Below are 15,294 nucleotides of genomic sequence, written 5' to 3' on the forward strand. Positions count from 1 at the left end.
TTTTACAGCATATGCACCAGTTTTGTTTTCGGGAAACAGTTAGAATGAATCAAAATAACCGCCGAAAATTCGGCGGTTATTTTGATTTAATTTTATATTGTAAAGTTTGCCTTGGTATTTTTAATAGTTTTGCAGCCTGCTGAATATTGCCCCCGGTTTCTGATAGAGCTCTAGAAATGAGTTCATCCTCTTTTTCTCGCAGCACCTCCCTTAGTGGCCGAATCGGTGAAAAACTTTTTTTTCTTTTCGTTCCCTTGTTATCCCTTAAAATATGCCCCGGTATGTGCTCCATTTGGATCATTCCGTCTTTCTCTGCCATGTTCATGGCAAATTCAATGGCATGTTTCAGTTCCCTTATATTTCCGGGCCAGTGATAGCTGTCGAATAGCTCGAGAACTTGCTCGTCCACTCCCTCTATCGCTTTATGAAAACGAACATTGTACGTTTCGATAAAATGATCAATAAGAACGGGAAGATCTTCCTTGCGATCGCGCAATGGAGGAATCTCAAAATAAATAACGTTTAAACGGTAATATAAGTCCTGGCGCAATGTTTTATTCTCAATACAGCATTCAGGCTCTTCATTTAAAGCGGCAACGACCCTGACATCGATCAGTTTTCCTGTCGATGCGCCGACCCTCCGGACGACGCCTTCCTGCAAAACTCTTAACAATTTTGCCTGGATGTCGAGCGGCATGGAATTTAATTCATCAAGAAATAGGGTTCCCTCATTTGCTAGTTCAAACAAACCTGCACGATCAACCGCACCGGTAAAGCTCCCTTTCGTCGTACCGAATAGAATCCCTTCAAGCAATGTAGAAGGAATAGCCGCGCAGTTTTGTGCAATGAACGGCTTTGCCCGGCGCGGCGATGCATTGTGAATGCCCTGAACCAACAGCTCCTTCCCCGTTCCGGTTTCACCATACACAAGAATCGGGGAAGACGTCGAAGATACCTTTTGTGCCGTTTTCTTTAATTTCTCCATGTCATCATGAATGGTGATGATGTCATGAAGGTGAAAGTGCGCATCATTTTCTTTTTTCACCGATTTTCCGTCTTTTTGGGCCATCATCGCTTGCATATCTAATAGTTTTTCAGACAGCCGTTTAATTTGCGTATAATCTTTCGCAATTTCAATAGCCCCGATCAACTCGTCATCCACTTTAATCGGCAATGTCGTATTAACAGTATCGATTCGTTTTCCTTTACTATTTGTATACGATTGTTGCTGGTTGATGATCGGAATACCCGTTTGAATGACTTTTAAGAGCGTGCTCGTTTCTTTTGTTAATGAAGGAAATACGTCGAGTACATGAGACCCGAGAACGTCATTGACCGTTAATCCGTCATGGCTTGCCGCCACTTCATTGTAAAAAATCGTAATTCCATTTGAATCGACAACATGAATCCCTTCGTCGATCGTTTGCAAAATTGCCTTCAACATTGCATTTGTCTCGATTGATTCGTTGAACATGCCCCATCCCCTCTCCTGCTTCAACTAGTTGCCGAATTTTTGTCAGGCGATGCCGAATTTTGAGCACTTAGTTTTGAGATAGGTCATTTACCCATAGATTCATATCTTCCCATTTATCAAATATTTTGCAGTTCTTCGCCAGTCTTCCAGTATATTCATAGCCTCTTTGATGAAAAACGGCATTCATGCCAAATGATAAGCTACGCGCTATCGAATATGCGCAAAAGATTTGCCGTTTTTTTAATTCCTCTTCCAGACTGGCAATCAATACTTTCATTAACCCAAATTTGCGATGTTCAGGAAGTGTCGCGCAGTCCGTCAATTCTGCATTGTGGTACGTATAGTTAATATCCGCCGAGGCAGCGCTTACAATTTGGCCGTTTGTTTCGACAATATAAAAGAGAGTGCCGTCATTCATCATTTTTTTTATATACGTTGAATCATTCATCGGAGTTGGGTAAATTTCAAAGACTTCTCCGTAAAGTTTAGCAAGCCCGTCTGCATCTTTCGTTTCGGCTAGCCGCAAATGATAGTTTTCAGGCAATAGCGGCACATCTTTTTTTAACGGAAGTGCCGATACCTTTTCAAGAAGTTCGTCTTCATCCATCCAATATTCACTTTTTCTTCGTTCATTTGTAAAATATTTCGTCATCGCCACTGCGTGACTTCCGTTAAAATAATCTTTGAACAAAGCCTCGGGTTGATAGCCATTTTTTAAAAATAATTGGACATGTTCCTGCCTTGCTTTAATGATCACTTTCGTAAACTGATGGGCGTTGACATACGATTTGATTTTTCCCAAAAGAGAAGGAATGTTTCCCCGATAATCGTCCACTCTCAGGCGCTCGTTAAAAAAATCGAGGCAAATTTCTGCGAAATAATCTTCTTGTTCTTCCTGTATATTTTTGTAAAAAGTCTCAATCATGTTTTCTCCTCCTTTTTTGGCTGTAACATTTTCTATTTCAATTTAAGGAAATCATATTCCTTCTTGAAAAGAAAAAATGCCGCCTTAAAGGTGGCATTTTTTCAAAGGGTACGCCGGGGCAATTTCCACTGGAATTTTACTGAAACCATCCGCAAAATGACGATAAGTCCAAATAGCACATAAAGCTCTGGTGCGGTATCAGCTACTTTGAGCCCGATAGCTACTCCTGCCACCATTGCCCATAACGCATATATTTCATCACGGAGCACGAGCGGCTTCCGTTTGGCAAGGACGTCGCGAATAATGCCTCCGCCGATTCCGGTCATCATGGCAGCAAAAATTGTGGCGCTTAAAGGAAGATGCATATTCGATGCAAAAATCGCTCCTTGAATAGCAAACGCTGAAAGCCCGATTGCATCAAAAAAATTGAGCCATCGCTTCGAATGATGAATGAGCCCCTTCGGCATTAAAAAAATAACAGCCATCGCGATTACTGCTGTTTTCAACAATAATCCCTGATCCCAGATGGTCGTAACGGGCACACCGATCAATATATTACGGACGATGCCTCCGCCAAACGCCGTTACAAGCCCTAAAGTTAAAACGCCAAGTATATCATAATCCTCTTCCATCGCTACAAGCGCTCCACTGACCGCAAAAGCAATAGTGCCAATTATGTTTAAAACATCCCACGTCAACTCTTCCTCTTCCTCTCTACCTATAAGTCCGATTCGACATCCATTCATTTTAATCGGAAGAGAATAAGTTGACAAGTCCTTTTAAGGAGATTTGGCGAGTTCCTTTAATCTTAATACTGCTTCAAATGAAATGGTCCGATTGCCGATGTCCCCATGAAAAACAACCCCGTTTCGGATTCCGTGAAAATCGCTGCCTGCTGTAGGGAGCAACCGATAGTTGTCCGCCAGTTTTTTATAGTGTTCTTCCTGTTCATCGGAATGGTCTGAGTGATAAACTTCCAGGCCTTGAAGTCCCACGTTTACTAATTGGGGGATTAATTCATCTTCATCATATAATCCGGGATGGGCAAGAACCGGGACCCCTCCGGCCTTTATGATCATCTTTACTGCTTCCTCAGGCGAAATCCGCTTCGGTGTGGCATAAGCTAATTTTCCTTTGCCTAAATAAACGTCAAATGCTTCTTTTAATGAAGAAACAATTCCTTTTTCCATTAACACCTCCGCAATATGCGGCCGGCCGATGTTTCCTTCCTTTGCTTTACGTTTTTCCGCTACTTCATCCAATGTAATCGGAATGCCAAGCTTATTTAGTTTTTCAATGATCATATGATTTCGCTCGTTTCGGACATTCCGCAATTGGTCCAATTTCGATAAAAATGATTGATCTAAATGATTAATATAATACCCTAGAACATGAATGTCCTGGCCATTGTACAATGTGCTAATTTCAATGCCGGGTACACATTCGAACCCGGGATGCTTTTTTGCTTCAGCGAGAGCCTCCTCAATCCCGGATGCCGTATCGTGGTCGGTGATGGCAATTGCTTTTAAGCCTTTTTCCACGGCCATTTTCACGTTTTCACCCGGTGAATTCATCCCATCAGAGGCGGTTGTATGCGTATGTAAATCAGCTATTTCCATCGTCATTTCCTTTCTCTTTGTTCTTTATTGGATCAAATCATCAATAAATCGTTTTTTCCTTTTTCGATCTTGTTCTCGGGGTAGGATATCCAATCGCTCCAGCTTCCAACGTATAGTTTAGCTTGAATCCCTGCTTCATCCATGCCAAGGACATTGCTGCACGCTGTAACACCGGAACCACAATAGACAATGACTTCCTCCTTGTCTTTCAATGATGAATGAAGGCGGGAGAGTCCTTCGCTTGATTTCCAGTGATTTTCTTTCTCGAAATTGGATACCCAGGGGACGTTGACGGCCGCCGGGATATGGCCTGCCAGTTTATCAATCGGTTCAACTTCCCCTCTATACCGCTTTTCATCTCTTGAATCAACGATCACCCGCCTGTTACTCTTTTTATCCATCAGTCGCTTAACATCTTCCATAGAAGCGATCATGTCATGATTGATTTTTGCGGTAAAAACTGTTTTTTCATTTCTTGTTCGTTCTTTTGAAATTGGAAAACCACTTTTCTCCCACTCCGTAAACCCGCCCTGGAGAACGTATGCTTTTTCGTGCCCGACATATTTCAGCATCCACCAAAAGCGGGCGGCATTCGAGCCGTTATTGTCATCGTACATGACGACCGTTTTTGTCTCATCAATTCCCCACTCGCCAAGCTTTTTAATAAATTCATCCATGTCTGGCAATGGATGTCTTCCCCCGTGGGCGTGTTTTTTTCCGGAAAGATCTTGCTCAAGATCCACATAAATCGCTCCGGTGATATGTCCTGCTTCAAATTCATTACGTCCTTTAGCAGGGTCGGATAAATCAAAACGGCAATCACAGATGATCAATTCGTTTTCATTTAGATGTTCGATCAGCCACTCTTTAGAAACAACATTTTTCAAATGAACCTCGCCCCTTTTTTTGAAAATTTATATTTTTGTTCTCATTCTATCATGTGGCGAAAGATATGGTACAATTTTTGTCGGATGTAGTGTATCCCGATAAATGGATTCATGTTCGGGAAGACTGAAAAGTAAATGTGAGTCTAGAAAAAGTGAGGAATAACAGATGAACCATGAAATACCGAGAGCATGCATGATTCTTTTTGGAGCGACAGGCGACCTTTCCCATCGAAAATTATATCCGGCGCTGTTTCAATTGTATCAAAAGGGAAAGTTGAATGATAACTTCGGCGTCATTGGAGTAGGAAGAAGAAAAATGGACCACGATGAATTCCGTTCCCGGGTCAAAGACGCGATTTTCTCTTTTGTAAACAAGATTGATGAAAAAAAATTCGAATCATTCGTCAGCCATTTTTATTTTCTTTCCATGGATGTAACAAGTGCAAAAAGCTATGAGGAGCTTAAACAGCTTGCAGATGAATTAGACGAAAACTATCATTTAAATGGCAACCGAATGTATTATTTAGCGATGGCGCCAGAGTTTTTCCAAACGATTCCAACGATGCTGAAATCTTCAGGCATCACAGATACAAATGGTTGGCATCGTCTCGTAATTGAAAAACCGTTCGGCCATGACCTGGAGTCCGCAAAATCATTAAATGAAGAAATACAAAAAAGCTTTCCTGAAGATAGCATTTTCCGGATTGACCATTATTTAGGAAAAGAGATGATTCAAAATATCCAGGTGATTCGCTTCGGTAATGCAATATTCGAATCAATATGGAACAATAAATACATTTCTTCTGTCCAAATTACGTCCAGTGAAACGCTTGGTGTCGAGGAACGCGCCGCTTACTATGAAAAATCGGGCGCCCTTCTTGATATGGTTCAAAATCATATGTTGCAAATGGTCATGATGGTAGCGATGGAACCGCCGGGTGAATTAAATACAAAACATATCCGTGATGAAAAGGTGAAAGTATTGCGCTCCCTTCGTTTTTATAAAGGCGATGAGGTTAAAACGCATTTCATTCGCGGCCAATATACGGAAGGTACAGTCAATGGAAAACAAGTCCCCGGCTACTTAGAAGAAGACAATGTCGATCCTTCGTCTACGACGGAAACGTTTGTCGCAGCTAAATTGTATATTGATAACTTTAGATGGGCAGGGGTTCCGTTCTATATCCGAACCGGAAAACGAATGAAATGTAAATCAACGGAAATCGTCATTCAATTTAAAAACGGCCCGATGGCGCTTTATCACGAAAATGTCGGCAACTACCAGCCGAACCTATTAAAAATTCATATTCAACCTGATGAAGGGTTAAGCTTAACATTAAATGCAAAAGGCGGAAACGAAGTTCCCACCCTCCTGCCGATTGCAATGAAATATTCCAATACGAGCGAAAACGAGATCAATAGTCCTGAAGCTTACGAAAAACTGTTAAACGATTGTTTGCTGGGCAACTCCACTTATTTTACGCGCTGGGATGAAGTCGCATTAGCATGGGAGTTTATCGATGGCATTTCAAGCGCCTGGAAAAATGAAAAAGGGTCAGCTGTTTATCCTTACCCGGCTGGTTCCATGGGGCCAAAAGAAGCGGATGAATTGCTTCAAAAAGACGGCCATAAATGGTGGGAGCCAACTACGGTTTAACAAAAAGTTTATAGCCATATTGTCTTAGGCGAAATATGATTGTTCGGAATCGGTGACATACAATCATTTTCAATATTAAAAGCGGCTACTTTTACAAATAGCCGCTTTTTTTATCGAATGATAGGCTGAAGTCGTTCTTTTCTCGAATTTCCTTCTCCCTGGTCAGATTTTTCAGGTTTTATCGCAAATAGAACAAAAAGCGCTCCAATCACTCCAAAACATGCTGTCGTATAAAAAATAAACGCATCATCCGATTTCATAATAATGGCATAAATAGGCGGACCTAACGCCACTCCGACAAAACGCATGGAACTGTAAAGAGAGGTAATCGTGCCTCTTTCTTCTTTATCAATGCCTTCCGTAATTAAAGCGTCAAGGCAAGGGAGAGCCACCCCGATCCCAATTCCGCTGACAAACAATGCGCCGAGAAGGAAATATAGCCCTCCAATAAACGGAATGCTTAACGTGGAGACGACAAGAAGCAAAATTCCGAAAAACGTCGTCCATTTCATTACCTTCTTGCTCTCCCCTATTTTTTTACCTGCAATATACGAACAAATCGACAACGCCAGTAAAGGAACCGCTAAAACGAACCCTTTTTTTATCCCTTTAATAAAATACTGATCTTCAAGAATTGTTGATAAATAAAAGAGAACCCCAAATAAAACGAACATAATAATTCCACCAACAATAAAAATCGCAAATAGCCACCTGCCATTCGATTTAAATGTCCCTTTTAAATTTTTCAAAAACTGCTGAAACGACATCACTTCTTCTTTTTTCTCTGGTGATTTAACGAAACATGCGACAAGAATTAAGGAAACGAGACAAAACACAGGAATAAACCAAAAAGGCAAATACCAGGCGAAGGCGGCTAAAAACGCGCCGACGATCGGACTAAGCACTTTCCCAAACGTATTGGCCGTTTCAATAATTCCTAAACTTGAACTTACTTCTTTCTCAGATTGAAAAAGATCACCAACGAGCGGAAGCACAACCGGAAATGCTCCGGATGAACCGACTCCCTGCAAAAGTCGGCCAACTAAAATAAACCAGTATGGCTTAGATAGAGCTATTGCCGCCCAGCCTGAGACCAATCCCCCCACACCGGCAATCAATAAACCCGGAAGAATGACTTTTTTCCTTCCGAACCGATCAGAAAGATAACCCGCAACCGGAATTAAGAGAATCGCTACAACGGAATAGACGGTAATAATAATAGACACTTGAAGCGGTGAAATCTTCAATTCCTTTTCAATCACCGGCAATACCGGGATAAGCATCGAGTTGCCAAGAGTCATCACTAGAGGGCCTAGTGACAGGGTAGCTGCTCTAGACCGCAAAGTATTGTTTTCATCCTCTAATCAATAGATTACACTCAAAAGAGTGATTATTCTAAAGTTAGGGGAAGGTTATTTATGAAACGAAATTGGAATGAAGATGAGCTACTAGAACATTTTGTAGTACTACCCATTGAAAGAAAGCTAATTGGTAATAAAACAGGGGCAAGTCGTTTAGGATTTGCGATATTATTAAAGTACTTTCAACAAGAGGCTAGATTTCCTTCCAAGAAACAAGATATTCCCAAAGTGGTAGTTGAATTTATAGGGCAGCAATTAGGGTTATCTTCATCACTCTTTGAGGAATATCGTTGGGGAGCAGATGAAAGAAACTTTACTTATCATCGAAAACAAATTAGAGAATTCTTTGATTTTCAAGAACTTACAGCAAAAGATAACGAACTTTTGACAGAGTGGTTAAACGAACAAGTTCAGTTTACACATGATATCGACTATTTAAAAAGTCAGGCATACAGTCTGTTTCGCAAGTGGAAAGTCGAACCTCCTTCAAATGGAAGTTTAAAGCGTATGATCGATTCCTCCATTGACACTTTTGAAAAGGATTTATATCAATCGATTTATCAGCAGCTATCTTCTAGGACTTGTTCGAGATTAGATGCGTTACTGGAATCTTTTACTGATGAAGTAACAGTAGAAGGTTTTGAAGAAGAGTTTCATAAGGAAAAGGAATCAGATATTTTAACTTTTCGGCAACTTTTATCTTCTCCTAGCAAACCAAGTGTAAGTACCATGGAAATGGAAGTTAAAAAATTGTTAGCTATTCGGCACCTACACATTCCTCCAAGATTATTTCATCATTTGACTCCGAAATTAGTAAAGAAATATCGACTCCGTGCAGCTACAGAAACCGTAACAGAATTGCGTGCACACCCTGCACCCATTCGCTATACCCTTCTTGCCATTTTATTTACGCATCGTCATGAAGAAGTCATTGATTATTTAGCTGATTTATTGGATGAAATTACGCATAAATTTGGAAATAAGGCCAAAAATACAACCCGAAAAGAAGCAGTAGAAGAATTAGAAAGAGTCCAAGGAAAAAATAGACATATTGTCAATTTATTAAAAGCAACCGTAGATCACCCAGAAGGGGTCATTCAAGATACTTTATTCCCTATTGTTAGCTCTGATATGATTCGAGATATTATTAAGGACATGACAAAAAATAATCGGGAATACAAAGAAAAAATCTATACAAAAATGCATTCTTCTTACCAAGGGCATTATCGAAAGTCACTTTCTAAAATTTTAAACAACCTTACTTTTCGCTCAAATAATCAATTTCATCAGCCGATTATTAAGGGTATTCAACTCATACGAGAGTATGGAGAAAGTGGGCAACGTTATTTTGCTGCTGGAGATGAAGTTCCCATTGAAGGTGTAATTCAGCCGAAATGGAAAGATGTTATTGTCGAGACAGACAGCAAAGGGATAGAAAGAGTAAATCGAATCAACTATGAAATTGCAGTGATCCAATCGCTTCGCACTCGACTTCGGTGTAAAGAAATTTGGATTGAGGGTGCTGATCGATATCGAAACCCAGATGAAGATCTCCCTCAAGATTTTGAAGAGAACAAGGAAGAATATTTTCAAGCACTGAAAGCACCACTTGATGTAGAGCCTTTTATTGAAGATATTCTACAGTTGATGAAAGATAAACTCCATTTATTGAATCAAGGGCTAGGAGATCATAGTAACGAAAAAGTAGCCATTACTACCAGAAATAATAAAGGATGGATTAGAGTCACTCCACTCGAAAAGCAACCAGAACCTCCACATGTGACGATGCTTAAACAGGAGATTAAGAACCGTTGGACCGACATTAACCTATTGGATTTACTAAAAGAAACAGATTTTCATACGGAGTTTACCAAACACTTTAAAACCACCGCCAATCGAGAGATTTTAGATCGAGAAACCGTCCAACGAAGGCTTCTTCTAAGTTTATTTGGATTAGGAACGAATACAGGTTTGAAAACAGTTTCTGCTGGAAACCATCTAGATAGTTATCGAGAACTTCGATATATACGCCAAAAATTTATTCATAAGGATCATTTGCGAAAAGCCAACGCCGAGGTTACCAACCATATCATCTACAATCGAATGAAAGAGGTATGGGGAGAAGCTACCACTGCATGTGCTTCCGATTCAAAACATTTTGGCTCTTTTGATCAGAACTTGCTTTCAGAATGGCATCCTCGTTATAAGAAGCATGGAGTCATGATCTATTGGCATACAGATCGAAAATCAGCTTGTATCTATTCTCAGCTTAAGTCCTGCCTTTCTTCTGAGGTGGCAGCAATGATGGAAGGGGTTCTTCGTCACTGTACGGACATGGAGGTTGACAGAAATTATGTCGATACACACGGACAAAGTGTCGTTGCATTTGCTTTTTGTCATCTACTTGGTTTTAAACTGATGCCACGGTTTAAAAATATTGGATCTCAAAAGCTATATCGTCCAGAAGCCGGCATGAATGAGGAATATCCTCACCTACAACAGGTTTTAAGTAGACCGATTAACTGGGATCTTATTCGGCAACAGTATGAACAAATCATTAAGTTTGCAACTGCTCTACGGTTAGGTACTGCTTCTGCCGAATCCATATTAAAGCGATTTACAAGGGATACGAAACATCCAACCTATCAGGCTTTATGTGAATTAGGAAAAGCGATTAAAACGATCTTTTTATGTGATTATTTACACTATGAAGAGATTCGAAGAGAGATCCATGAAGGATTAAATACAGTGGAACAATGGAACTCAGTGAATACTTATATTTTCTATGGGAAAAACAGTGAGATTCGTTCCAATTCGATAGAAGATCAAGAGGTGTCTGCCTTATCACTTCAATTGCTGCAAAATTGCTTAGTCTATATGAATACCTTAATGGTACAAGAGGTTCTTTATGACAACAACCAATATTGGTTGAAGAAAATGACTCCAGAAGATTTTAGGGGATTAACACCTTTATTTTATCATCATGTCAATCCATACGGAACTTTTGAACTCAATATGAATCAGCGAATACCTATTAAGTTGAAGGTGTCGTAGTTTTTTATCATTTTGATCGGTGACAAAAGCCAGCTAATATCCCATCAAGATATTAGCTTGAGGACTTTGAGGTTGATGCGAGAAAAATTCATATACGTGATCGAGGTGAATTGTCCAATCTAGCTGAAATTAAAACGGTATGTAGTCCCCGTAGTATTGATGTATCTGCACAATGATAGGGTGCTTGCCTTGCTTACTTTTTTATCAACTGATAGTTATACTTTTAAAATCATAACTCTGAAAATACCCCCTTATCTAGCAATGATTTTTGCAAAACTTAAGACATAAGGTAAGCATCACTTTTCCCTTTTTGGGAGCTAACTCTGCTTTGTTTTTCCTTTTAAATAAGAGATACCTAGTAACAAAAATGGAATAGGAAACAGGACAATCATATATGCGTAAATATCTAATGTTTTATCTAGCTGAAAATGTTCTTTTGATAAATAGTTCGTACTAAGGAATACGAGTAAAACAAACCCCGTAAACCCACATCGTCTTATCCACTTTGAGGAAACCTTTGATACAGTTATATCATAGGCGATTCGAAAGTATAGACTGCAGCGTATATATGTCCCTACAGCCATTAATAGTAATCCATAAATATCAAAACGATCAATGAATCCTAAACTAATAATTCGGGGTAGCGTCAGGAAAATGCGGATTTACAACGTTAAGGAAATCAAAATATAAAAAGTCTAATTTCTCGGTGTTATAAGTGAAAAATTAGGCTTTAGTGTAAGCCCCCATTCAAACAACGCATATAAACACGCAGCACCTCCTGGTACGATACATGTATCAATCAAAGGAGGTGTTAGTATGCAACATAAAAAGTATTCACTGTATAAAAATGGAGTATACTTACATGATTTTGATACTATGACTGAATGCTCCAAATGGTTAGAGAATATTATAGGAGGCTCTTTGTATCAGGGCTTGAGCAGGATTAGAGATGGAAAATGGATACCTGATGAAAGGTCACAGCTTTTTGGATATGAGGTTAAAACTAATGACACTGAGGAGAGCTAATTAGGCTCTCCTTTTTCTGTAATAGGATGCTTTTCTAAAACTGACTCAGCTTATCCCTTAAATGAATAATTACATAGTAAATGTAAAAAATATATTTGTTAAAAATAACTAAGGAGATGATACAAATGGCATTAATACCTTATGATCCATTTAGACAATTAACTAACATTAGGAGAGATTTTGACAGATTATTCAATGATTTCCCTTTTCATTTAGACAATGAAATGAATCAATTGGGGAATATAAGAGTGGATGTTCATGAAACAGTTAAAGAGGTAGTAGCAACTTGTGACATTCCAGGCTTACAGAGTAAAGAAGATGTAAACATTGATATTGAAAATAATGTATTGAGAATTAGTGGCTCAATTAACAGAACTAATGAGATTAAAGAAGAGAATATGCATAGGAGAGAAAGATACACAGGTAGCTTTCACAGAGCTATTACACTACCAACTCCTGTTTCTGAGGAAGGTATAAAGGCTTCTTATAAGAATGGTGTACTAGAAGTTATCATGCCTAAACAAACTCAAACAAATAAAAAGAGAATTGATGTGGATTTCCATTAAAAATGAGCAGTTTGCTACCTGTTATGAAAGAGTTTGGCAGGGATTACTTGCAGGAAATTGCTGAGGAACAACCTGACCTAGTTGATTTGCTAATTTTAAGCTGCCATTTACCTCAGGCAAAGAAAAAAATTATTTTAAATGAGCTGACTAATAATATTAAAAATTCCTACCAGCATTACTTCCTTTGAGGTAATGCTTTTCTTTTGTAAGCCCGAACTATAAAAAATAAGCATACCTTAACCGTACGCATCATAAATCACCGTATATCATGATTTTTTTAATCAGATATACGGTGATTTCATTTTATCTGCCACATTCTGCTTGGATCATTTTTGACCAAGGCATATATTGATTTAAAATTTCCGAATGTTGATAGATATCAAGATTCGGAAAATCCGTCAGTAACTTCAAGAGATAACGATAGAAATCCACTCCGTTTGCTTTTGCCGTTTCTGCGATACTTAAACAGATGGCGTTGGCTTTTGCACCAGCTTCACTGACGGAAAAGAGCCAGTTTTTTCGACCCATCACATTTGGACGAATGGCATTTTCGGCTGGATTATTATCAATTTCGATACGGCCATCCTTCAAGAATGCTTTTAGTCCATTCGCTCTGTTCAGAGTATATTCAGCTGCTTTTGCAAGCGCATTTTTGCCGTAGAATGGTGATTTTTCAACCCAGTCAAGGAATTTCTTAACGATTGGCAACGCAAACTTTTGACGTTTCTTTCTTCGCTTACTGGGAGACAGATGCTTGAATTTCCTTTCAAGTCGATACAAAGCATCACAATAGCTGACACCGATTTGTCCGTTCTTGCTGTTCGCTTTCATCCAATAACGGCGAACATGCGCCCAACAATTTGCGAAGGTGACGCCTTCTATTTTGTCATAGGCCGAATAACCATCACAGACAATCGTTCCGGAATAATCTTCAATGAAGCTTTCGAGAACAGACCGAGCACGTGATAATGAACTTTGAAACAGGACAATCGTTGGACCTTGACTGGGCACACTTCGATAGACCCAATTGTAGGCGTTAGACTGACCAGATTTGCCATCGGAACGGTTGATAATTTGTGAATACGTTTCATCGACATGTAGAATGGTTTTAGCCATCATCAAAGACTTCATTCGTTCGTAAATAGGCAATAGCCAATCGTGTGAGGCACGAATGACCCAATTGGAAAGGTTCTTATCATTCGTGTTCAGGCCATAACGCTCCCATTCCTTTACCTGACGGTAAAGAGGTAAGTATTGTGAAAATTTATCATACATCACTTTGGCAAGTACGCTAGGACTTGCGATGCTACGTTGAATGGGAGGTTGTGGCGCTTTACCACGTTTAATCTGCCCTTTTTGTAATGAATCGCTTTTGCATTTTTTACATTCATAAGCGTGTTCAATATGTTGAACTTTCATCATTTTCGCAGGAATAAATTTCGCCTCTTCACGCACGATTGTACTGCCCATTTCTATCATTTGATCATGGCAACCGTCACAGATTGTATTTGCTGGATGATGGTGAATAGCTTCTATTTCAATATCTTCACGCAAGGAATCATTTCGTTTTTTTGGTTGAATTTTTCGTACAACAGTATAAGAAATGGTCTGTTGGCTTTGTTCTTCTGTGTGCTCAGGATCAGTAAAAGACGGGTCATCCTCAAATAAGGACACTTGCCCGTCGGGCGTATTGTATTTGGATTTTTCTGTTTTAGAGCCATATAAGAGCTTGGTTAAGTGTTAAAGTTGTTGCGTTAACGATTCAATCTGTTTCAACGATTGATCCAACTTTTTCGATAACTCTTTATTTTGTTGATTCGAATGAGCTAATTGATCTTCAAGCAATCGAATTAATTTCTCAGATTGATTTTCATTCGTAGAAGAAACGTTCGTCACATCATTCACCACTTTCGTTCAGTTTCGTTCAGTTTCGTTCCTCCTATTATAATCAGTTCGAACAGTGAAAATAAAGATAAAAATAACGACTTGAACGAATTTAGAACGCACCTTTTGGCGATGGTTGAATGGCTTTTGGCTGCTGAATGGATAACCCTTCAAGGAGCCAGCGAAGCTCCTGTTGTGAAAGATGGCGTACTTCATTTTCATCTTTTGGCCATTGAAGTTTTCCACTATCCAAACGCTTATACAGCATGGCGAAGCCATCACCATCAAAATACAGACATTTATAGCGGTCTTTACTCCACCCTGAAAATAAGAAAATGGAATCGCCATATGGATCAAGTTCGAAAGAATCTTGAATCAGTGTGGCAAGCCCATCAATTCCTTTTCTCATATCTGTCTTACCGCAAATGATATAAATGTTTTTAACACTTGTATAGTCGTGTTTCACCCATTTTTCAACTCCCTCATGACCGCTTGGATGATATGCTCATCTACACCGTTAAAGAAGGAAATTTCAGCGTTTGCTGTTTTAATCGTGCAAGTAGGATTGGAGGAAAGCACTGTTGGCTTTGTTGCAGAATTATTTTCGTTTTCGGTATGTAATGTAACGGGAACAATGGTTAGTTTTTGTTGTGGCATAGGAAAAGCACCTCCTTTTATTGATACATGTATCGTACCAGGAGGTGCTGCGTGTTTATATGCGTTGTTTGAATGGGGGCTTACGCTTTAGTTACTTCATTAAAGCGCCTGATTGTTGAAGACTAAAGTTTATATTCACCAAGAAAATTGATGTGCTCTTATCCTAACAAATTTTATTTAGGAC

The 15,294-nt window shown here is 39.3% G+C and carries 13 protein-coding genes and 2 pseudogenes; 6 read left to right on the forward strand and 9 right to left on the reverse strand.

The window, feature by feature from the left end:
• Positions 1 to 76: 76 nt before the first annotated feature.
• The 5 genes from WD019_RS09280 to WD019_RS09300 form a co-directional block, all read right to left on the reverse strand.
• A complete protein-coding gene (locus WD019_RS09280) occupies positions 77 to 1,474 on the reverse strand; it encodes a sigma-54 interaction domain-containing protein (protein ID WP_425711291.1) in 1,398 nt (465 codons plus the stop codon).
• A gap of 67 nt (positions 1,475 to 1,541) precedes the next feature.
• Positions 1,542 to 2,399 carry a putative beta-lysine N-acetyltransferase gene (gene ablB / locus WD019_RS09285; RefSeq protein WP_425711292.1) on the reverse strand — a complete coding sequence of 286 codons (858 nt, stop codon included), beginning with the start codon at positions 2,397 to 2,399 and terminating at the stop codon, positions 1,542 to 1,544.
• A gap of 101 nt (positions 2,400 to 2,500) precedes the next feature.
• Entirely contained in the window at positions 2,501 to 3,097 is a 597-nt protein-coding gene (locus WD019_RS09290; RefSeq protein WP_026677731.1) for a trimeric intracellular cation channel family protein, read from the reverse strand.
• Positions 3,098 to 3,178: 81 nt separating this feature from the next.
• Positions 3,179 to 4,024: a PHP domain-containing protein gene (locus tag WD019_RS09295; protein WP_425711293.1), complete on the reverse strand. Its 846-nt coding sequence runs from the start codon at positions 4,022 to 4,024 to the stop codon at positions 3,179 to 3,181.
• A 26-nt stretch (positions 4,025 to 4,050) separates the two neighbouring features.
• Positions 4,051 to 4,905 carry a sulfurtransferase gene (locus tag WD019_RS09300; protein ID WP_425711294.1) on the reverse strand — a complete coding sequence of 285 codons (855 nt, stop codon included), beginning with the start codon at positions 4,903 to 4,905 and terminating at the stop codon, positions 4,051 to 4,053.
• 166 nt (positions 4,906 to 5,071) lie between these two features.
• Here WD019_RS09300 and zwf point away from each other — a divergent pair, with 166 nt between their 5' ends.
• On the forward strand, positions 5,072 to 6,562 hold the full coding sequence (gene zwf, locus WD019_RS09305) for a glucose-6-phosphate dehydrogenase (RefSeq protein WP_026677734.1): 1,491 nt from the start codon (positions 5,072 to 5,074) through the stop codon (positions 6,560 to 6,562).
• 110 nt (positions 6,563 to 6,672) lie between these two features.
• Here zwf and WD019_RS09310 read toward each other — a convergent pair whose 3' ends face one another.
• Positions 6,673 to 7,905, reverse strand: a complete 1,233-nt coding sequence (locus WD019_RS09310) for an MFS transporter (RefSeq protein WP_425711295.1) — start codon at positions 7,903 to 7,905, stop codon at positions 6,673 to 6,675.
• 75 nt (positions 7,906 to 7,980) lie between these two features.
• Here WD019_RS09310 and WD019_RS09315 point away from each other — a divergent pair, with 75 nt between their 5' ends.
• The 5 genes and pseudogenes from WD019_RS09315 to WD019_RS09335 all read left to right on the forward strand — a co-directional run bounded on the left by WD019_RS09315 (position 7,981) and on the right by WD019_RS09335 (position 12,757).
• Positions 7,981 to 10,977, forward strand: coding sequence for a Tn3 family transposase (locus tag WD019_RS09315; protein WP_206845588.1), 2,997 nt, complete (start codon positions 7,981 to 7,983; stop codon positions 10,975 to 10,977).
• A 56-nt stretch (positions 10,978 to 11,033) separates the two neighbouring features.
• Positions 11,034 to 11,150, forward strand: a pseudogene (locus tag WD019_RS09320) (tyrosine-type recombinase/integrase); the annotation flags it as partial.
• 643 nt (positions 11,151 to 11,793) lie between these two features.
• On the forward strand, positions 11,794 to 12,003 hold the full coding sequence (locus WD019_RS09325; protein ID WP_025910116.1) for a hypothetical protein: 210 nt from the start codon (positions 11,794 to 11,796) through the stop codon (positions 12,001 to 12,003).
• 125 nt (positions 12,004 to 12,128) lie between these two features.
• On the forward strand, positions 12,129 to 12,569 hold the full coding sequence (locus WD019_RS09330; protein WP_425711296.1) for an Hsp20/alpha crystallin family protein: 441 nt from the start codon (positions 12,129 to 12,131) through the stop codon (positions 12,567 to 12,569).
• A 2-nt stretch (positions 12,570 to 12,571) separates the two neighbouring features.
• Entirely contained in the window at positions 12,572 to 12,757 is a 186-nt protein-coding gene (locus WD019_RS09335; protein WP_058005451.1) for a hypothetical protein, read from the forward strand.
• A gap of 115 nt (positions 12,758 to 12,872) precedes the next feature.
• Here WD019_RS09335 and tnpC read toward each other — a convergent pair.
• From tnpC to WD019_RS09350, 3 genes and pseudogenes are all read right to left on the reverse strand, one after another.
• Positions 12,873 to 14,465 (reverse strand): annotated as a pseudogene (gene tnpC, locus WD019_RS09340) (IS66 family transposase).
• A 100-nt stretch (positions 14,466 to 14,565) separates the two neighbouring features.
• The gene (gene tnpB, locus WD019_RS09345; RefSeq protein WP_140384346.1) at positions 14,566 to 14,919 is read right to left on the reverse strand and encodes an IS66 family insertion sequence element accessory protein TnpB; all 354 of its coding nucleotides are present in this window, start codon (positions 14,917 to 14,919) and stop codon (positions 14,566 to 14,568) included.
• A complete protein-coding gene (locus tag WD019_RS09350) occupies positions 14,916 to 15,110 on the reverse strand; it encodes a hypothetical protein (protein ID WP_039238838.1) in 195 nt (64 codons plus the stop codon). Before WD019_RS09350 ends, tnpB begins: the two co-directional genes overlap by 4 nt.
• Between the last annotated feature and the right edge of the window lie 184 nt (positions 15,111 to 15,294).

It is taken from the genome of Fictibacillus sp. Mic-4, assembly GCF_049843615.1.
GTDB classification, from domain to species: Bacteria; Bacillota; Bacilli; order Bacillales; family Fictibacillaceae; genus Fictibacillus_A; species Fictibacillus_A gelatini.